The following is an 18,451-nucleotide window of genomic DNA, read 5'->3' on the forward strand; positions in this document are numbered from 1 at the left end:
TATTGTTTGGTCTTATCACCGATTAGTGAGGGTGTGGGATGGAAGAATAAGGCTGTTAGTGGTGTATGAGTCTTCGGTACGACTTTGATATTGTAAGGAAAGCACTGGACGAACAAACGCCTGACGCGCCGCCGACCTCTGGTCCGGACGGGGGTCAGGTGATTGCGCTGTTTCGGGATGTTAAGACGTCTGATGCGCTGCGCGGGGCGTCGCCCAAGATCCGCAAGATGTTTCAGGATGCGGGCTTCGGGCTGGCGGCGCATGACAGTGGAATTGCGCCTGACGTCTACCCACCTGCGGACCAGCCCGAGCGCGAACGCATCCTGTCGGCGCTGTTCGCCAGTATCAAAAGTCAGGGCGTTCAGGGCGAATACAGTGGCGAGTTCGATTTCATGCAGTTTCTGGATCACGTCCAGCGGGCGCGCCCGGTGCAGGGCGTTATGCGATCCGAGCCTGTTGTTCAGCCTCCGATGCCAACCCCGGTCAGCCGGTCCAAACGGCGCGCGGTTCCGGGGCGGATCGGCTTCGCCCTTGGTTTGGCCGTAATCCTGTTTGTGCTGTTCAAATTCCTCGAAGCGGCGGGTGCCGGGAGTTAAACCAGTTTGACCCCGGCCTGACGCATCGCCTGTTCGGCTGCCGCCATCGACCCGTCCATATCGATGCCCCGGCAGGCATCCAGCCGGACGGTGACATCCAGACCCAGTCGCGCCGCATCCACTGCCGAGTAATGCACGCAGAAATCCGTGGCCAACCCAACCAGAGTCACGCGCGACAAGCCCCGCGTTTCCAGATACCCCTTCAGGCCCGTTGGCGTTGTCTGATCGTTTTCAAAAAAGGCTGAATAGCTGTCGATGGCACTGCGAAACCCTTTGCGGATGATCAGGTCCGCATCGGTCCGCAGGTCGGGGTGAAATTCGGCCCCCTGACTGCCCTGAACACAGTGATCGGGCCATAGGACCTGCGGGCCATAGGGCATTTCGATCACCTCGAACGGGGATTTGCCGGTGTGTGAGCTGGCAAAGCTGGAATGACCCGCCGGATGCCAGTCCTGCGTCAGGATCACGGCGTCGAAATCACCCATCATGGCGTTGATCGGGGCCACGACCTCATCCCCGCCTGCGACGGCCAGCGCGCCACCGGGGCAGAAATCGTTCTGGACGTCGATTACGATCAGGGCGTGGGTCATCGCGGTCTCCTTTGATCTATCGGTACGGCGTGGTGCGGGGGGCGTCAATCCGGTCCCTTGCGACTCTGCGCGCGCGGGTTTAGATCGCGCGCATGTATACGATCGCTGCCCTCTATCACTTCACCCGCTTTTCGGATCATGCCGCCCTGCGCGACCCGCTGCTGGAGCTTTGCCGCGCCCAGTCGGTCAAAGGCACCTTGCTGCTGGCGCAAGAGGGGATCAACGGCACCATCGCAGGCCCGCGCGCCGGGATCGATGCGGTGCTGGCGCATATCAAGGCGCTGCCCGGCTGCGCGGACCTTGAGTGGAAAGAGGCGACTGCAGACCATCCGCCATTCGGCAAGATGAAAGTGCGCCTGAAGAAAGAGATCGTGACCATGGGCCAGCCCGATGTCGACCCGCGCGCGCGCGTCGGCAACTATGTCGAGCCGGAGGACTGGAACGACCTGATCCGGTCCGACGATGTGGTGGTGATCGACACGCGTAACGATTACGAGGTGGCGATTGGCACGTTTGAGGGCGCAATAGACCCTGAAACCGCCAGTTTCCGCGAATTTCCCGCCTGGTGGGAAGAAAACAAGGACCGCTTCCACAACAAGCGCGTTGCCATGTTCTGCACCGGCGGTATCCGCTGCGAGAAATCGACCAACTACCTGCTGGGGCAGGGGGTCGAGGATGTCTATCACCTGAAAGGCGGCATCCTGCGCTATTTGGAAGAGATGCCAAAGCAGGACAGCACCTGGCAGGGTGAATGCTTTGTGTTCGACAATCGCGTCTCGGTGGGGCATGGGCTGGTCGAAGGCCCTCATAAGCTGTGCCATGGCTGCCGCCGCCCGATCCTGCCCGAAGATATGAAGCGACCCGAATACGAACACGGCGTGACCTGTCATCGCTGTATCGATGAGACTTCAGAGGCCGACAAGGCGCGCTTTCGCGAACGGCAAAAGCAGATCCTGCTGGCGCGCAAACGTGGTGTTGAACACTTGGGTTCCGATTAAATTCGGCTTGCAGGCCCGCGGCTTAGACCGGATGATCGCAGGCAGACCAGCCTGACGGAGTGTCCATGCACCGCGAACCCACAACCCTTGCTGAATGGAAATCCACCCTTCTGGCCGCGCTGGGGCTGGTGCTGGCTAGCTTTCTGGCCTGGTTCGGGTTGTCGCGCCTGAGTGAAGCAACAGCCGGGGATACCATCGGCTCGATTGCCTCGGTCGGTCTGCTGCTCTGGATCGTTTCGCAATCCTGGTACTACATGACACAGGTGAAATCGCCGCGTCGGCTGCTGTTCCTGATGGGCGTTTCGTTCATTCAGGTCGTGCCGTTCTTGTTCGCCGCTGTGTATGGTGCGTTTGGATACAACGACAACTGCGTGATTGGCGCGCAGGGTCCGGCGGATATTCTGTATTTCTCCTACGTGACCTTCACCACCGTCGGATACGGTGACATGTCCCCGACGGGGTTGTGCCGTGGTCTTGCCGTGGCCGAAGCGGTGACCGGATACATTCTGCTGGGAATGTTCGTTGCTGCTGCGGTTGCGCTTTACGCGCGCAATCACGGTCAAAATGACCCGAATTAGAGCCTATTTGTTCTGATCAATCCAACGCGACATCATTCGCTTGTCACGAAAGCACTCAGACGGGATCGGGCGTCGCTTGCTGCGCGAAATACGCTCGGCAAAGGCGACCTGTTTGCCGGTCGGGTAGTTGTCGAATTGCGAGGTCGCACGGGGTTTGTGCGCCGATATCCAGTCTGACAGCATTTTTCGGTCACGCTGCACGTCGACTGGGATTTCCAATGCCGACCGTTCAGCAATCGCTTGGGCATAGCGCATTTGCCGGTCCGTGACCGGAAGCAGGTGGTAGTCGTTGCTCGAGCCTCCAAGGGCTGAATTTCGCGTGTTCTGGGTCATCGGTCGATCCTCTGACTATGTAGAACATAAATAGAACATTAACCAAGATTTTCAAGGGTAGCCCTTGGCGCGCAGGCGTCATCTTGCCGTTGTGCGGTTTTTATTGACTGATCAATCAACAACCGATAGGCCGGGATAAACTGCCCCTCGCGCAGTGCATTGGCGCATCAGACCAAGAGGAACCCGGTATGAAGTTTCAACCCAAGGCCAGTCATTTCATCAACGGTGTCTATGTCGAAGACACCAACGGCGCGCCGATTGACGTCATCTACCCGGCGACCGGAGAGGTCATCGCACGCCTGCACTCGGCCACGCCAGATATTGTAAATATGGCTCTAAATAGCGCAAAAACGGCTCAGGCGGAATGGGCGGCGATGTCGGGAACCGAGCGCGGCCGGGTACTGCGCCGGGCCGCCGATATCATGCGCGAGTGCAATCGCGAATTGTCGATCCTTGAAACCCATGACACCGGCAAGCCCCTGCAGGAAACGCTGGTGGCCGATGCAACCAGCGGTGCCGACGCATTGGAATACTTCGGAGGTCTGGCTGCGTCTTTGACCGGTGAGCATATCCCGTTGGGCGGCGGCGATTTCGTCTACACCATCCGCGAGGCGCTGGGCGTTTGCGTTGGCATCGGTGCGTGGAACTATCCGACCCAGATCGCCTGCTGGAAAGGGGCCCCGGCGCTGGCCTGCGGCAATACGATGATCTTCAAACCCTCGGAAACCACGCCCCTGTCGGCGCTGCAAGTGGCCGAGATTCTGATCGAAGCGGGCGCGCCCAAGGGGGTCTACAACGTGGTGCAGGGCTATGGCGATGTGGGTGCCTCGCTGGTGACCGATCCGCGCGTGGCCAAGGTCTCGCTGACCGGGTCGGTGCCGACGGGCCGTAAGGTCTATGCCGCTGCGGCAGATGGGATGAAGCACGTGACCATGGAGTTGGGCGGCAAATCCCCGATGATCGTGTTCGACGACGCCGATATCGAAAACGCTGTCTCGGGCGCGATTCTGGGCAACTTCTATTCCTCGGGGCAGGTCTGTTCCAACGGCACCCGTGTGTTTGTGCAAAAGGGCATCAAAGAGGCGTTCCTGACCCGCCTGTCCGAACGTCTGGCCACTGCCAAAATCGGCGACCCGCTGGACGAAGAGGTCAATTTCGGCCCCATGGTCAGCGAAAACCAGATGAACATCGCGCTAGGCTATGTCGAAAAGGGCAAGGCCGAAAGCGCGCGTCTGGTTTATGGCGGCAAGCGGATCGAGGGCGACGGGTTCTACATGCAGCCCACCGTTTTCGCCGACGTCACCGACGACATGACCATCGCGCGCGAGGAGATCTTTGGCCCGGTCATGTCGGTTCTGGATTTCGACACCGAGGCCGAGGTTCTGGCCCGCGCCAATGACACCGAGTTTGGTCTGGCCGCCGGGGTCTTTACCAATGACCTGACCCGCGCCCACCGCATCGTCGCCGGGTTCGAGGCGGGGACCTGCTACATTAATACATATAACCTGGCCCCGGTCGAAGCGCCCTTTGGCGGATCAAAAATGTCAGGTGTCGGGCGCGAGAATTCAAAGCTGGCGATCAACCATTTCAGCGAAATGAAGACGGTCTACGTGTCCATGAACGACGTTGAGGCTCCGTACTAAGTGAGTTTCGCATGAGATAGGCTCATGCCAATAAATTCTGTTCCCGACATTTCGCGTCGGGAACAGAACACATGCCATTTCCAACCTATGGCTGACTTACCTGTAACCGTGCCGCTCTGACCGCGACCGCTTTACAGGAGAGACCCCATGAAAACCCACGCACAGGCCGTCGTTATCGGAGGGGGCCTTGTTGGTTGTTCAATCCTTTACCATCTGGCCAAGCTCGGTTGGACTGACGTTGTTCTGCTGGAACGGGATGAACTGACGTCAGGCTCGACCTGGCACGCGGCGGCCAACATCCACGGGCTGCATGACAACAACAATGTCACGCGGATCCAGCACTATACGATGAACCTGTATAAAGAGCTGGAAAAGGAAACCGGTCAGGGCTGCGGCGTGTTCCAGCCGGGCTCGCTTTATCTGGCTCAAACCGAAGACCGCGAGCATCAGTTGCGGTTGCAGGAGGCCAAGGCGCGGTTCTACGGCCTGAACTTCTATGAGATCAGCCGCGAGCAGGCCAAGGAATTGCACCCGCTGGCGCAGTTCGATGATATCCGTTGCATCATGTACGAACCCGATGGTGGCAATGTCGATCCGTCCGGTGTGACCATGGCCTATGCCGCAGGCGCACGGGCCATGGGTGCCACGATTGAGCGGTTTTGCCCTGTAATAGGGACTGAACAACAGTCAGACGGGTCGTGGATCGTGCGGACTGAAAAGGGTGACATCCACGCGCAATGGGTCGTCAATGCCGGGGGCCTCTGGGGGCGCGAGGTTGCGGCGCTGGCCGGGATCGAATTACCACTGCAACCGACAGAGCATCAGTATTTCGTGACCGAGGCCATCGATGAAGTGGCCAATATGGGCCGCCGTCTGCCGTCGATCGCGGATCGAGATGGCGAGTATTACTTCCGTCAGGAAGGCAACGGCCTGCTGATCGGGGCCTATGAGAAAGACATGCGGTTCTGGGCTGAAAACGGCACGCCGCTGGATTTTGCGCATGATCTGTTCCCCGACGATCTGGATCGGATCATGGAAAACGTGATCCGCGCCACCGAACGTGTTCCGGTTGCCGCCACCGCGGGCGTCAAACGCGTCATCAACGGCCCGATGATCTGGTCGCCGGATTCCAACGCGATCTGGGGCCCGGTGCCCGAGCTACAGAACTATTTCTGCTGCACCGGTATCATCCCAGGCTTTTCGCAATCCGGCGGGCTGGGCCTGTTGGCGGCGCAATGGATGATCGAGGGCGAGCCGCAATACGACATGTTCGCCTGGGATCTGGCCCGCTTTGGTGATTGGGCCGACAAAAAATTCACCAGGGCGCGGGTCGAAGATCAGTATTCGCATCGCTTCGCCATCCACTTCCCGAACGAGGAACGCAGCGCCGGTCGCCCCGCCCGCGTGCGCCCGGCCTATGAGATGCAAAAGGATATGGGCTGCGTGTTCGGCCTGAACTGCGGCTGGGAACATCCGCTGTGGTTTGCCGACCAGCCCGGCACGGTCGAAACCAACGGCTTCACCCGCCAGAACTGGTGGGAGCCGGTCGGGCGTGAAGTTCAGATGTTGCGGGACGCGGTCGGCGTGATCGATATCTCGAACTTTGCCAATTACGTGATCAAGGGCCCCGGCGCCTATGATTGGCTGGATCGTCTGGTCGCCAATCGTGTCCCGACCGAGGTCGGGCGGTCCTGCCTGACCCCTTTGATCTCGGTGCGCGGTGGTGTGGCCGGGGATTTCACCATCACCAAGGTTGCCGAAGACGAATATATGATGATCGGCTCGGGCATGGCCGAGCGCTATCACCAGCGTTTCTTCAACATGGTCGACCTGCCCGACGGTACCACGCTGGACGTCGCGACCGACCGGATCGCCGGATTCAACGTGGCCGGTCCGAAATCCCGCGATGTCCTGCAACGCCTGACCAACGCGGACCTGTCGAACGAGGCGTTCCGCTTCATGCGCTCGCAAACCATCGAAGTCGCAGGCGTTACCTGCCTGGCGATCCGTGTCAGCTTTACGGGCGATCTGGGGTGGGAGCTGCATTGTGCTGAATCCGACCAAATCAGGCTCTATTCAGCGCTTTTGGAGGCCGCGAAGGACCATGGCGGCGGCCCGGTTGGCGGCCGCGCGCTGGGGTCGCTGCGGATCGAAAAGGGCTATGGTTCCTGGGGGCGCGAATATTCTCAGGAATACTGGCCGCAAGAGGTTGGCCTTGCGGGCCTGATCAAACTGGACAAGGACTTCCTGCACAAAGACGCGTATCTGTCCATCAAGGACAATGCCGCGCGTGAGGTCCTGTCGAACTTCGAGGTTGACGCCGCAGATGCCGACGCCAGCGGGGGTGAGCCGATCTTTGCCCCGGATGGCACGCCGGTGGGCCGCGTGACCTCGGGCGCATACGGCTATTCGGTCGGAAAATCGCTGGCCATCGGCTATGCCGACCCTAAGGTGGCCAAACCCGGCGATACGGTCGAGATTTACATTCTTGGCAAACCCCACAAGGCCAAGATCCTGTCAGACCCCCCGTTCGATCCGGCAGGCCACCGTTTGCGTGACGTGAAACCGGTGATGGAGGGCGCGGCGTGACCAACAGCTTCGCCCGTGTTGCCGATTTTGCGCTGACGCGGGCGGCTGCCGACATGCCGACCAGCGCGCAGGAGGCTGCGGCGCTGATGATGCTGGACACGATGGGCATCCTGATCGCCGCGGGACCGATGGAGGCGGGCGTGATCGCGCGCGACACCGCAGCGCTGCTGTATGCCAGTTCCGATCCGTCCTTCAGCGCGCGCATGATGTTCGATGGCCGTTCGGTCAGCATGGCGGGCGCGGCTTATGCGGCGGCAACGCAGACCGACAATCTGGACGGGCATGACGGCTATAACCCGACCAAGGGGCATATCGGTGTTGTGGTTCTGCCCGCGCTGGCGGCTTTGGCTGAACATTGCCCCAATCTAACGGGCCCCGAGGCCCTGGCTGCGGTGATCACCGGTTACGAAATCGCAGGCCGCGCGGGGCTTTCGCTGCATGACAGCGTCAGTGATTACCACACGTCCGGCGCCTGGAATGCCTTGGGTGTGGTCGCCATGGCCGCACGTTTGCGCGGGCATGGTGACGACCAGTTGCGGCAGGCGCTGGGCATTGCCGAATACCACGGGCCGCGCAGCCAGATGATGCGCGAGATTGCGAACCCTACCATGCTGCATGACGGCTCGGGCTGGGGGGCAATGGTCGGTGTTTCAGCCGCTGTTCTGGCCGAGCGTGGATTTACCGGGGCCCCCGCGATCACGATTGAGGCGGACAGTGCGGCCCCGCATTGGGACGATTTGGGCAGGTTCTGGCAGGTCGAGCATCAATATGTGAAACCCTATCCGATTTGTCGGTGGGCGCATGCTGCTATCGACGCGCTTAGGGCTGTCATGATCGACCACGATTTGACCCATGATCAGATCAAATCGGTGCAGATCAACAGTTTCCATCAGGCGGCCTGCCTGTTTGCAGGTGTCCCGCAAACAACGTCGCAAGCCCAATACTCTCTGCCATTTGCGGCCGCTGTTCACGCGATTTATGGCCGTATCGGCGTCGAACATATCTCGGGCACCGGACTGTCTGACCCGGTCGTCGCTCGGTTCATGTCGCGCATAAAGGTCACGGAACGTAATCGGCATTCTGCCCGTTTTCCCGAAGGGCGCTGGGCGGATGTCGAGATCGAAACCACCGACGGGCGCGTTCTGCACTCCGGAGACACCCATGCCCGAGGCGGGCCGGAATCGCCAATCTCGCGGCAAGAGGTGATCGAGAAGTACACGCAATTTGCCGCTCCGGTCATCGGCCCAACCCGCGCCGAGCAAATCCGCACGGCAATACTGGGCTGGACCAATCCACATTCTCGCTACGCGGATCTGGCCGAGTTGCTGTATCAGCCACCGCTCGGAGGATAAGGCAGGTTGGCCTGCTCGGGGCACAATTTATTCACTGAATACTGACCCCTTGCTGTTCGAACCAGTTCCTTGTCACGAACGGATCAGGCCCAAAAAGCGATAGGCTGCGACACTCAGATCAAGGATGCGTGGATCGGCACTGGATCACTCAGACTCAACGGCGTTTAATAACGTGCTGATCTGCTGCCGCGCTTCGATGCTGTCGTTCAACAGGTTGGCCGCATCCGCAAGGGGTTTATCCGCCAACCTCTCGGGCGGGTTTCTCAAGGCTTGCGTGGTTTCGCTCAGCTTTACGTATTTACCTACTGCGTTCGCGTCTGTCTTCTCCAGCAGGTCCGCGAGCCAGAAATACCTATTGGCCGCTTGTAGATCACCCAGTTCGCTCAACACTTCTGCGGCCTTTGCGAATTCTTGGCTGGCCTCCAGCGCGCGGGCCCTCAAAGCACTGGCCTCGTCCGAGGAGTCATCCGCAAGCTCCAGCATCGCCTGATGTGGGCGGTTATTCTGTAACACTGCCCGCGCCCGCAACCGCGCCCGTTCGGATCGTCGTGCGCGGTCTTGGTCCCGGTTGGCAAATGCAAAAGCCCGGGACCTAAAGCCAAGCCCCATCAACCGTTCAGACAGAGCTATCGCCGTCGGCGTTGATACACCGTCGGCTTGATCACCCGACAAAGTCAAAACCTGCCGCAAAAAGGTGACGTCATCAGCACGCTCAGCCAGCAATTGCAGATGCCGGTCCAAAACCGCAGGCGCGTCAGAACCGTCCGGCAGCGTATCGATCAGGTCAAACGCAGCGTCGAATTCCTGGGTCAGTGCCAAAGCAACCGCATGCGTTCTGGTCATCATCGGCCCCATCTCTGACTGGCGGAGTTCCGTCGCATAAGCCGCCGCCAATTCCAGTTCCTGCGGGGAAACGGCCCCCCGGTCGGTCCATCGCTTCTCGACCAGCCGGGCCAGAGCCAATGCGGCCTCATCCGGCGCGTCCGGTGCGGTGATGACCTGGGACAGATGTTCCTCCTCAGCCGCCATATCGCCTTCGGCTTCGGCGACTTTTGCCCTGGCGTGTGAGAGTGCCGGGGTGGTTGCATCCTCAACCCGGTCCACCGACCGCAAGATCCGCCGGGCGGCTTCCAATTCTTCTGCGTTGACCAAAATCGAAGACAACCGAGGCCCGAGACTGCGTCTCAGGTGATCAGGCAGCCGCGCAAAGCCCTGCTCGATCGCCTCAACCCTTGCCTCCGGCGCCAATTCCTGTTCAGCCAACGCCGCCCACAGGGCCGCATCGCTGTCGCAGCGTTGCAGCCCTTGAAACGGAGATGTTGCCGACAGCGGCCGATTGTCCACGATATGGGCGATTGCCTGGACACGGTCCGCGTCAGAGTTTTGATCCGCCAGCATTTTTAGCATTTGAACCGCCTCAGCACCGAAACCATGGAACGCATACAGCCTGGCCAAAGCCATTGCCCGGTCCTCATCCAGATCATCAAACTCTTTGAACAAGCCAGCGCGCAGCTGCGCGACCTGCTCCTGAAACGGTCGCGAATCCGACCATGTTTCAAACCCAAGCTCGACCGTCGTGAAACACGCCGGTTTTGCATCGATTTGCGGGAATTCAGCACCAAGAATGGCATTCAGGTCGTCCAGAACGGTCGACAGCTGCACATTCGACTGCAAGCCGTCGATCATGGGCAAAGCCGGTAAATCGGAGGACCGCCTTGGGCGGATTCCGGCCAGGTTCAGGTCCAGCACCTCTCGGTCCGCGCCCTGCAATAGTCTGGTCGACAACTGATCTTTGAACGCTTGACCGCTCATCGACAGTAAAGGCAATTCGAACGATGTCACGGGGTCTTGACGTGCGCGTTTCTTCTGTGGTTCAGGCCGGGGCGGGGGGATATCGGCCAACAAAGAAGGCAACGCTGTACCCGGCGCGATGTCCGGAACAATCATCGACTTCCGATACAGGAAAGCCGAGGCAACACAGTCGCAGCCGAATTCCAGATCCAGCCCGTCCCCGGGTTTCTTTTGCGACACTGCGGCCAGACGATTTGTGGTCAACCGTCCAAAGACCGCGTTGGTTTGGAAGGTCGCAGCCTCCAGATCGACCGACAATCGCGCCCCGTTCTTGCGATGGGTCAAAACCCAACCCGTGTCGGGCGGCACGTTGAACACCAGTCGTGTGAAGCCCGCGTGTTCACCCGACCGAACCGTCACCTCTTGCGCGAATGCAGGTGACGCAAGCGCGATCAGGGCAGCAATCAGCTTTAAAAGTCGGGTCATGCCGCCGCCTGCTTGAGCTCTTTCAACGCCTCTTCAAGTTCGGAAAAACCGGGGCGGTTATGCGTAGGGGTGTTTTGGCGGCCGACTTCGATGCACATGGCCGCGTTATGGTTGTGCAGGTTGGCGACCAGCACCTCTTTTATGAGTTGATAGAAATGGTTGTCCTCTTCCACAACGGTCTTGAGCTTACCCGCGAAGGGGCCGACCAGCCCGTAGGCCAGAAAAACACCCAGAAATGTCCCCACCAACGCCCCGCCGATCAGCTTGCCCAACACCTCGGGCGGCTGGTCGATCGAGCCCATGGTTTTGATCACACCCAGAACGGCAGCAACAATCCCAAGTGCCGGAAGCCCGTCCGCGACGGTTTGCAACGCGTGGCTCGAGTGCATGGCGTGATGGAAATTCGCCTCCATCCGTTTTTCCAACACCTCCTCGACCTGATGTGGGTCGTCATAGTTCATTGCGGCTGAACGCATCGTGTCGCAGATCAGATCGACGGCTTCTTTGTCGGACTGAATCTTGGGATAGGCGGAAAACAGGCTGGAGTTTTCGGGGTCTTCGATATGTTGTTCAACCTCGACCGGATTGGCCCGCGCGATGCGGATCAGCGAGAACAGCAGGCACAAAAGATCGCGATAGTCTTCGGGCTTCCATTTCGGTCCCTTGAAGACCTTTCCCATGTCTTTGATCGTGTGTTTGACACCGCCGATATCGTTGCTGATCAGAAAGGCCCCAACCGCCGCACCGCCGATCATCATCATCTCGAACGGGAGCGATTTCAGGATGATGGTCATCTTGCCCCCGGCGGCCAGATAGCCGCCGAACACCATCACGAAAATGACGACAATTCCAACAATTCCAATCATTTGCGATCCCCAGATGTGTTCAGGACAGGTTTGGTTTGCATGGCCGTCTACTCTTGCGGTGCGGTGGCGTTACGGCCCGCCATGACGACGCTGACCGTATAGGCCGCATCGGGGCTGAGACCGGCCAGGATGTTCGCGGCGACTTCCGGCGGCATGCGGGACAGAAATCCGGATGCAAATGTCGGGTCCATGGTTTCGAACAAGGCGGCTGCGTCTTTGGGTTTCATGTTCTGGTAGACATCCGTCAGCTGCGTCAGGTCGGTCTCTGCCGCCTTGTCCGCAACCGCCAGGGTCGCACGCAGAGACTCTTCAGCCTCCTGCAACGCCGCCAAGCGGGTTTCGATGGCCTCGCTTGCGATCTGGAGCGCCTTTTCCTTGTCCAACACCACATCTTCACGCTGTTTCACCCGCTTTTCGCGGCGCAGCAGTTCCGTCAGAACGACCTGAATGTCGCGCGTATCGGTTGGGGTTTGGGTGGCTTTGATCTGTTCAGGCTCGGCAGATTTGGCAAGGGCAGGCCCCGCCTCTAACCCAACGCGGATGGCCGCAGACCCGATCATCAGAAGTGAGATCACCGTCAGCACCCCGGCGCGAGGGCGGTCTCGTTTGGTCGCCCGTCGGATGCCCATCAGGTGGCCTCATTCATTTTGCGGCCGTGCCGAAAGAACATCAGGCCTTCCGGGGCCTTGGCCGTGGTCTCCTCCGCCATATCTTCGGAATCTTGGTTCGGCTGATCTTCAGGCGGGGTCTCATCCGCGGCCTCAGGCGATTCTGATGCCTCGACCTTTGGGTCCGGGGGACCCGCTTGTTCGACCTTTTCTTCTTCGGCTGGAATCACGTCATGCATGGACGCCATCATCAATTCCAACCGCTGTGCCACGCTTTCTGCACGTTGCGTCAGCTCTTTCAACACATCGCCCGACTGATCCGAGGCAGCGCGCGCGTTGTCGAGGGACTTTTTCAGCTCATCCGCTTGTGACGACAACACAGCCACCGCGCCGCCCACACCTTTTTCAAGGTCGGTGAATCGCCGCAACCTGCGCGACAGGACGAAGCAATACAGACCCGCGCCCAAAGCGCCCGCAACCAGCAAAATATCCGCAATAAGCTCCAATCCCGCCTCCTAATTCAGTACAAATTCCATGACCAGCACGTCGCGCACCCGGCCTTCGCCCGTAACAATCCCGATCCGCCGCAGCAGATGTCCCCGGATCCGCGTCAATGCCAGCGGGTCTTCCAGATCCGACACCTCGACCGCCCGCAGATAGCCGTTCAGCACATCCATGATTCGCGGTTGTATTTTTTTCACATCAGCGATGTACGGAGCGTTAACTTCGAGCTGTGCGTGAAATTTCAAATGGCGCGACTGGCCTTCGGTCAGAGAGATGATCACCGGCGGCAAATCGACGAATCCCACATCCGCAAGGGGTTTGGCCTTGCTCTCTTTCGTTTGGTCATCTGTTGCCGATTTTTCAGCCCCGCCGCCAATCGGCAACAGACCTGATGCCGTCAGAAAATAGCCGCCTGCCGCCCCGGCCACGGCCAGAATCAACCCGACCATCAAACCCTTTTTCCCTTTTTTCTCAGGGGTTTCCGCCTGTTCTGCTGTTGCGTCGGCCATGACGTCCTCATCCATCTGCTGTGAATCCGTCATATCCCCTCAGGGACTAACCGATTGTTAAGGGCAATCGTCCAAACAGGGGATGCGCCGGGCAGAATGTCGGCGAGTCGGAGGTGAGCGTGCAGCAGATCGGAACTGTCTGGGCAAGTTTGGACAGGCGAAAACAAATCATCGTTGCCGGTGCGGTTGTGCTGGTGTTTCTCGGGATTCTTGGCATGTCGCGGCTGGCGACCGCGCCGTCGATGACCTTGCTGTATGCGGGGCTGGAAAGCGGTGCCGCTGGTGACATCGTCCGTTCACTGGATCAGCGCGGTGTGCCCTACGAAATCAGGGGCGGGTCGATCTATGTGCCCGGCGGGCAGCGGGATGAGCTGCGGATGACGCTGGCCAGCGAAGGCCTGCCCGCGAATGGCAATCGCGGGTACGAGCTGCTGGATTCCCTCAGCGGGTTTGGCACCACATCCCAGATGTTCGATGCCGCCTATTGGCGCGCGAAAGAAGGCGAGCTTGCCCGGACGATCGTCGGCAGCCCTCATGTCAGTCAGGCGCGGGTGCATATCGCAAATGGATCGGCCAATCCGTTTCAGCGCAGCGTGGCGCCCACGGCCTCGGTTTATCTGGTGCCGTCCGGCGCGGATGTGACCGGCGATCAGGCCAAGGCGATCCGGTTTCTGGTCGCCTCGGCTGTCAGTGGCCTGGCGCCGGAAAATGTAACGGTTGTCGATTCGAACGGGGCCGTGATTGGCGCGCAGGACACTGCGGTTGCGGCTGAGACGGCGGATGACAAATCCCGCCAGCTGCGCGAGCGTGTTCTGCGTCTGGTCGAGGCGCGTGTTGGGGCCGGCAACGCTGTGGTCGAGGTCAGCGTGGACACGGTGACCAAAACCGAATCGATCCGCGAGCGGCGCTTTGATCCCAAAGGGCGCGTCGCGATCAGTACAGATGTCGAAGAGCGTTCGGACAGCGCCCGCAACCAATCTGCGGATGTGACGGTCGCCTCGAACCTGCCCGATGGCGATGGGGCAGGCGGTGACGAATCGAATTCGACCGCAACGCAGACGCGCGAACGGATAAATTACGAAGTCTCCGAGACCGAGTTGGAGGTTCACACAGCACCGGGTGCCATCAAACGTCTGACTGTTGCAGTTCTGGTCAATGGAACGCGCACGGTTGACGCCAGTGGGGCCGAAAGTTTCGCGCCTTTGCCGCAGACCGAATTGGATGCATTAGAGGAGCTGGTTGCCTCGGCCGTTGGATTTGACGCGGACCGCGGGGATGTGATCACCCTGAAATCGCTGGATTTGCCGCCGGTTGACCCGCAGGGGACGTTGGTGTCGGCATCGATGTGGCAGTCCATTCATCTGGACGCGATGTCGCTGATCCAGATGGCTGTATTGGCGGCGGTCTCGCTGGTTCTGGCCATGTTCGTCATCCGCCCGATCCTGATGAAACCCGCCACAGCACCGGCCTTGCTGCCCGCAAGCGCCGGGGATGTCACCGAAGGCGCACCTGTGCTGACCGGCGAAATCGCACCGGATGGCAGTTCGGACTTCACGCCGCTGGCCGCGCAGGCCGAAGTGCCCGCGCTTGGTGTGGCCCCGTCACAGGATCCGGTCGACCGTTTGCGCGCGATGATTGGCGACAAGCAGGAGGAGACGGTCGAAATCCTGCGCAGTTGGCTGGAGGAAGGTGAGGAGCGCGTGTGATGACAATTGCTCATCTTCTTGAAGATTTCACTGTTCAGGCCAACGGCGGGCAGGTTCACCTGCTGGACGAAGACGCCCTGGAGGAACAGCGCCTGGCCGCCTTTGAGCAAGGCTATGGGGCGGGGTGGGAAGACGCCTTGCAGGCGCAGGAACAAAGCCGGGGGCAAATCTCGTCCGAGTTGGGCAAATCGCTTGAGGATATGTCCTTTACCTATACCGAGGCGATCACCCGCATGTCGCTGTCGCTGGAGCCGATGTTTCAGAGCCTGACCAATCTGGTCTTACCGGACATGATCGACCGGGGCTTTGCCGCGCAACTGGTCGAACACCTGTCCGAGATGGCGCGTGAACAGATCGGGCAGCCGATGCAGGTCATCGTGCCGGTCGGATGTATGGCCGAGGTGGACGCCCTGATCCCCGCGACCCTGTCACCGAGGCCGAAAGTGATCGAAGACCCCGCGCTCGAGCAGGGACAGGCCCGGTTGCAGGTCGGCATAGCCCGCAGCGAGGTGGATTGCAGCGCGCTGCTGGACTCGGTCACGCGGGCCTTCGACGCATATGTTTTTGAGGCAAAAGAGGCATTGTCAAATGAGTGACCCCCAGACCCAAAACTCTGAAAAACCGAACCCTTTTGACGCGGTGCCCATCGAAGTGACCGTATCCGTCGGTCGCGCGCGCCCCCTGATCCGGGATTTGCTGAACATGGGCGAAAACGCTGTGCTGACGTTGGACAAAAGGATCGAAGACCCGGTGGATCTGTATGTCGGGGATCAGTTGGTTGCCCGCGGCCTGCTGGAGGAGATGGAGGGCGACCGGGCGGGTCAACTGGCGGTCCGACTGACGGAAATTGCCGATCTGCAAAACGGGATTGGTTGATGCGCCTGCTGATCGGGCTGGTCTTGGCGGCGGTTCTGATGCCGTCGCTTGTGGCCGCGCAGGAGGTCTCGCTGTCTTTGGGTGAGGGTGGATCACTCTCGGCGCGTACGATCCAGTTGATCCTTCTGATCACGGTCCTCAGCCTCGCGCCGGGGCTGGCGATCATGATCACCTGTTTTCCGTTCCTGATCACGGTTCTGTCGATCCTGCGTCAAGGGATCGGGCTGCAGCAATCGCCGCCGAATATGCTGATCGTCAGCTTGGCACTGTTTCTGACCTATTTCATCATGGACCCGGTCTTTACAGAGGCCTGGACGACCGGAATCCGCCCGATGATCGACGAAACGATGGAGGTGGAACCAGCGCTGGAGCGCGCGCTGCAGCCGTTTCGCGCCTTTATGGCTGCGCGGCTGGATGGCGATACGTTTCAGGCCATGGCTGCGCTGCGCCCGGGGGGTGAGGCGATGGAACTGTCGCCAGATGCCCCGCTGTCCGTTCTGATGCCGTCCTTCATGTTGTCCGAGATCGCGCGCGCGTTTCAGATCGGGTTTTTGATCTTCCTGCCGTTTCTGATCATCGATCTGGTGGTCGCGGCGGTGCTGATGTCGATGGGCATGATGATGGTGCCGCCTGCAATTGTATCTTTGCCCTTCAAGCTGGCGTTTTTCGTCATCGCCGATGGCTGGGCCTTGATCGCCAGTGCGTTGGTGCGCAGTTACATGCCTTAGCGCTGCCCCTTTTCAGATAGTCAGGCAGGGCTTCAAAGCGCCTACCTGAACGAAAAAAGCCGCGTTGTGTTCGACAACGCGGCCCAGATGTTTCTGAAAAGCCGGTCAGGCTGTGCGGTTCAGATCCTTGATCAACCGGTTCAGGTCGCCGCCACGGGCGTCCAGCATCGCTCCGATCTCGGTACGTTCGGTCAACAGCAGGTTCACGCCTTCGATGAACATGTTGTAGAACTTGTCGCGCCCCGATTTGTCAGACACCAGAAACGTCACTTCGAACGGGGATGAGCCCTGCAGTTTGACCATGGTCCGGACCTCAAAACCGGCGCGGATTTTGCGGGCGTTACGTACATTGACCTCACCGCCGATAAACTCGCGGAAGCGGCGGCCATATTTGCGCGAGATGTAGTGTTGGAAGGCCTTGGTAAACTGCCTCAACTGTGCCGGGCTGGCCGAGCGGGCATCGGCCCCCAACGCATAGCGCGCCATGATCGGCACATCGGCGTATTGCACAAAGATCTTCTCGAAATCGCGCAGCATGGCGTTCTCGGACTTGCCCGAGGCGATGACGCGGTTGATCTCGGCCACGACGCTGTTCACCAGCGCTTTGGCGCTGGCTTCGGTCTGGGCCAGCGCGGGCAAAGGCAGGGCGGTCAGTGCCAATCCGGCCAGACCGGCAGAAAGAAAATGACGACGGTTCAAAGAATTACTCGGCATAGGGGTCCTCGTAAGGGTCTAGGTAGGGGTCCCTGACAGGGTCGGTTCCGATTTCGGCGTAGGGATCGGAGTACAGGTCCAGATAGGCGTCCTCATCATCGCGCGCCAGTTCGAACCGGCGATTTTGCAGATAGATCAGGCGGGCCTGGGCGTAACTGTCGGCGCTTTCATAGAGGATCGAGTCAACCGTGTCCGAAAACCGTCCCCGGTCGCCCATGCGGCGCACAACCTCGGCATAGACGCCAAGGTTGTCGGCGGGCCGGGTCGGCGTGAAATTGATCGGGTTCGAGAACAGGTTGACCACAACGCCGACCGCATCGCGCGTTGTCGATGGGCCGTAGAAGGGCAGCTCGACATAAGCCCCCTCACCAAATCCCCAGACGTGCAGGGTTTCGCCAAAATCCGTATCGACCGGCGGTAGGTTCAGTTCGTCCGCCGGGGCCGAAAGCCCAAACCCGCCGACGGTCATGTTGACCACAAAGCGCAGCAACGCGTTGCCCATCTGCTTGGGGTTGCCCTGCAAAAGGTAGTCGACCGCCTGTCCGGGCAGCGAGATGTTTTCGGCAAAGGTGCTGAAACTGGTCACCATCGGATCGGGCACGATCTTCACGTACCCTTTCGAGGCCGGACGGAACAGGAACCGGTCAACGCCCAGATTGAATCTGTGGATGCCCCGGTTGGTGTTTTCGTAGGGGTCAAACACCTCACCCCGGGCGGCCTGCTCGGGCGGCTGGGTGGCGCAGGCCGACAGGACCGGCAACAGGGACAGCACAATAAGGTGTTTCAGGCGCAATCTGCTCAACACGGTCTTAGCTACTCCAAAGTGACCTGACCCGGGCGGGTCGGGCTTTCAATCGATAATATAGTGCCGCGTTGGCACAAGTCGTTGTCACATAGTTGTTTCGCGTCTCAAATGAAACATCTAGCGTTTAGCGCGTCTGCTACTGCGCGGTAAAGTGACATAGCTTCAACACTTCGGAATAA

At 59.9% G+C, this 18,451-nt stretch carries 19 protein-coding genes; 10 read left to right on the forward strand and 9 right to left on the reverse strand.

The genetic code is table 11. The features are described 5' to 3' along the window. The first annotated feature begins 65 nt into the window (after positions 1-65). Positions 66-596 carry a hypothetical protein gene (locus tag ACR0MO_RS10795; protein ID WP_170453574.1) on the forward strand — a complete coding sequence of 177 codons (531 nt, stop codon included), beginning with the start codon at positions 66-68 and terminating at the stop codon, positions 594-596. Here the strand turns inward: ACR0MO_RS10795 and pncA are convergent. After that, on the reverse strand, positions 593-1,186 hold the full coding sequence (gene pncA, locus ACR0MO_RS10800; RefSeq protein WP_170453575.1) for a bifunctional nicotinamidase/pyrazinamidase: 594 nt from the start codon (positions 1,184-1,186) through the stop codon (positions 593-595). The genes ACR0MO_RS10795 and pncA overlap by 4 nt on opposite strands. Positions 1,187-1,278: 92 nt before the next feature. On the opposite strand from pncA, the gene trhO reads away from it, so the two are divergent. Continuing rightward, positions 1,279-2,184, forward strand: a complete 906-nt coding sequence (trhO, locus tag ACR0MO_RS10805; RefSeq protein ID WP_170453576.1) for an oxygen-dependent tRNA uridine(34) hydroxylase TrhO — start codon at positions 1,279-1,281, stop codon at positions 2,182-2,184. Positions 2,185-2,249: 65 nt separating this feature from the next. Further along, a complete protein-coding gene (locus ACR0MO_RS10810; RefSeq protein ID WP_170623288.1) occupies positions 2,250-2,762 on the forward strand; it encodes a potassium channel family protein in 513 nt (170 codons plus the stop codon). A gap of 3 nt (positions 2,763-2,765) precedes the next feature. On the opposite strand, the gene ACR0MO_RS10815 is transcribed toward ACR0MO_RS10810, so the two are convergent. Further along, positions 2,766-3,095: a hypothetical protein gene (locus ACR0MO_RS10815; RefSeq protein ID WP_170623286.1), complete on the reverse strand. Its 330-nt coding sequence runs from the start codon at positions 3,093-3,095 to the stop codon at positions 2,766-2,768. Positions 3,096-3,283: 188 nt separating this feature from the next. Between ACR0MO_RS10815 and betB the strand changes: the two genes are divergently transcribed. From betB to ACR0MO_RS10830, 3 genes are all read left to right on the forward strand, one after another. Then, complete coding sequence (gene betB, locus ACR0MO_RS10820; protein WP_170623284.1) at positions 3,284-4,738, forward strand: betaine-aldehyde dehydrogenase; 1,455 nt, start codon at positions 3,284-3,286, stop codon at positions 4,736-4,738. Between the two features lie 147 nt (positions 4,739-4,885). Further along, entirely contained in the window at positions 4,886-7,327 is a 2,442-nt protein-coding gene (locus ACR0MO_RS10825; RefSeq protein ID WP_170623282.1) for an FAD-dependent oxidoreductase, read from the forward strand. Continuing rightward, on the forward strand, positions 7,324-8,679 hold the full coding sequence (locus ACR0MO_RS10830; RefSeq protein ID WP_480891177.1) for an MmgE/PrpD family protein: 1,356 nt from the start codon (positions 7,324-7,326) through the stop codon (positions 8,677-8,679). Before ACR0MO_RS10825 ends, ACR0MO_RS10830 begins: the two co-directional genes overlap by 4 nt. A gap of 144 nt (positions 8,680-8,823) precedes the next feature. Here ACR0MO_RS10830 and ACR0MO_RS10835 read toward each other — a convergent pair whose 3' ends face one another. The 5 genes from ACR0MO_RS10835 to ACR0MO_RS10855 are packed head-to-tail and all read right to left on the reverse strand — an operon-like array spanning position 8,824 to position 13,476. Then, positions 8,824-10,956 carry a hypothetical protein gene (locus tag ACR0MO_RS10835; protein WP_480891179.1) on the reverse strand — a complete coding sequence of 711 codons (2,133 nt, stop codon included), beginning with the start codon at positions 10,954-10,956 and terminating at the stop codon, positions 8,824-8,826. Beyond that, entirely contained in the window at positions 10,953-11,822 is an 870-nt protein-coding gene (gene motA, locus ACR0MO_RS10840; protein WP_170453583.1) for a flagellar motor stator protein MotA, read from the reverse strand. Before motA ends, ACR0MO_RS10835 begins: the two co-directional genes overlap by 4 nt. A 47-nt stretch (positions 11,823-11,869) precedes the next feature. After that, the gene (locus ACR0MO_RS10845) at positions 11,870-12,451 is read right to left on the reverse strand and encodes a MotE family protein (RefSeq protein ID WP_480891181.1); all 582 of its coding nucleotides are present in this window, start codon (positions 12,449-12,451) and stop codon (positions 11,870-11,872) included. Continuing rightward, positions 12,451-12,936 carry a DUF6468 domain-containing protein gene (locus ACR0MO_RS10850; protein ID WP_170521227.1) on the reverse strand — a complete coding sequence of 162 codons (486 nt, stop codon included), beginning with the start codon at positions 12,934-12,936 and terminating at the stop codon, positions 12,451-12,453. Before ACR0MO_RS10850 ends, ACR0MO_RS10845 begins: the two co-directional genes overlap by 1 nt. Before the next feature lie 9 nt (positions 12,937-12,945). Continuing rightward, positions 12,946-13,476, reverse strand: coding sequence for a flagellar basal body-associated FliL family protein (locus ACR0MO_RS10855; RefSeq protein ID WP_480891183.1), 531 nt, complete (start codon positions 13,474-13,476; stop codon positions 12,946-12,948). A gap of 86 nt (positions 13,477-13,562) precedes the next feature. On the opposite strand from ACR0MO_RS10855, the gene fliF reads away from it, so the two are divergent. From fliF to fliP, 4 genes are read left to right on the forward strand one after another with little or no spacing between them, the layout of a single operon-like run. Further along, entirely contained in the window at positions 13,563-15,149 is a 1,587-nt protein-coding gene (gene fliF, locus ACR0MO_RS10860; protein ID WP_480873142.1) for a flagellar basal-body MS-ring/collar protein FliF, read from the forward strand. Next, positions 15,149-15,745, forward strand: coding sequence for an ABC transporter ATP-binding protein (locus ACR0MO_RS10865; RefSeq protein WP_170453586.1), 597 nt, complete (start codon positions 15,149-15,151; stop codon positions 15,743-15,745). Before fliF ends, ACR0MO_RS10865 begins: the two co-directional genes overlap by 1 nt. Beyond that, a complete protein-coding gene (locus tag ACR0MO_RS10870; RefSeq protein ID WP_170453587.1) occupies positions 15,738-16,025 on the forward strand; it encodes a FliM/FliN family flagellar motor C-terminal domain-containing protein in 288 nt (95 codons plus the stop codon). The genes ACR0MO_RS10865 and ACR0MO_RS10870 overlap by 8 nt, the downstream gene beginning before the upstream one ends. Continuing rightward, positions 16,025-16,753, forward strand: coding sequence for a flagellar type III secretion system pore protein FliP (gene fliP / locus ACR0MO_RS10875; protein WP_170453588.1), 729 nt, complete (start codon positions 16,025-16,027; stop codon positions 16,751-16,753). The genes ACR0MO_RS10870 and fliP overlap by 1 nt, the downstream gene beginning before the upstream one ends. Positions 16,754-16,858: 105 nt before the next feature. Here the strand turns inward: fliP and ACR0MO_RS10880 are convergent, their stop codons facing one another. Both ACR0MO_RS10880 and ACR0MO_RS10885 read right to left on the reverse strand, forming a co-directional pair. After that, positions 16,859-17,467 (reverse strand): ABC transporter substrate-binding protein, encoded by a 609-nt coding sequence (locus ACR0MO_RS10880; protein WP_170453589.1) that lies wholly within the window; start codon positions 17,465-17,467, stop codon positions 16,859-16,861. Beyond that, the gene (locus ACR0MO_RS10885) at positions 17,457-18,272 is read right to left on the reverse strand and encodes an MlaA family lipoprotein (protein ID WP_170453590.1); all 816 of its coding nucleotides are present in this window, start codon (positions 18,270-18,272) and stop codon (positions 17,457-17,459) included. Before ACR0MO_RS10885 ends, ACR0MO_RS10880 begins: the two co-directional genes overlap by 11 nt. Positions 18,273-18,451 lie beyond the last annotated feature (179 nt).

The organism is Ruegeria sp. K5, from assembly GCF_056531805.1.

Coding starts and splice junctions, on each gene's coding strand:
- ACR0MO_RS10795 (WP_170453574.1), top strand. CDS start 66: ATGAGTCTTCGGTACGACTTTGATATTGTAAGGAAAGCACTGGACGAA.
- pncA (WP_170453575.1), bottom strand. CDS start 1,186: ATGACCCACGCCCTGATCGTAATCGACGTCCAGAACGATTTCTGCCCC.
- trhO (WP_170453576.1), top strand. CDS start 1,279: ATGTATACGATCGCTGCCCTCTATCACTTCACCCGCTTTTCGGATCAT.
- ACR0MO_RS10810 (WP_170623288.1), top strand. CDS start 2,250: ATGCACCGCGAACCCACAACCCTTGCTGAATGGAAATCCACCCTTCTG.
- ACR0MO_RS10815 (WP_170623286.1), bottom strand. CDS start 3,095: ATGACCCAGAACACGCGAAATTCAGCCCTTGGAGGCTCGAGCAACGAC.
- betB (WP_170623284.1), top strand. CDS start 3,284: ATGAAGTTTCAACCCAAGGCCAGTCATTTCATCAACGGTGTCTATGTC.
- ACR0MO_RS10825 (WP_170623282.1), top strand. CDS start 4,886: ATGAAAACCCACGCACAGGCCGTCGTTATCGGAGGGGGCCTTGTTGGT.
- ACR0MO_RS10835 (WP_480891179.1), bottom strand. CDS start 10,956: ATGACCCGACTTTTAAAGCTGATTGCTGCCCTGATCGCGCTTGCGTCA.
- motA (WP_170453583.1), bottom strand. CDS start 11,822: ATGATTGGAATTGTTGGAATTGTCGTCATTTTCGTGATGGTGTTCGGC.
- ACR0MO_RS10845 (WP_480891181.1), bottom strand. CDS start 12,451: ATGGGCATCCGACGGGCGACCAAACGAGACCGCCCTCGCGCCGGGGTG.
- ACR0MO_RS10855 (WP_480891183.1), bottom strand. CDS start 13,476: ATGACGGATTCACAGCAGATGGATGAGGACGTCATGGCCGACGCAACA.
- ACR0MO_RS10865 (WP_170453586.1), top strand. CDS start 15,149: ATGACAATTGCTCATCTTCTTGAAGATTTCACTGTTCAGGCCAACGGC.
- ACR0MO_RS10870 (WP_170453587.1), top strand. CDS start 15,738: ATGAGTGACCCCCAGACCCAAAACTCTGAAAAACCGAACCCTTTTGAC.
- fliP (WP_170453588.1), top strand. CDS start 16,025: ATGCGCCTGCTGATCGGGCTGGTCTTGGCGGCGGTTCTGATGCCGTCG.
- ACR0MO_RS10880 (WP_170453589.1), bottom strand. CDS start 17,467: ATGCCGAGTAATTCTTTGAACCGTCGTCATTTTCTTTCTGCCGGTCTG.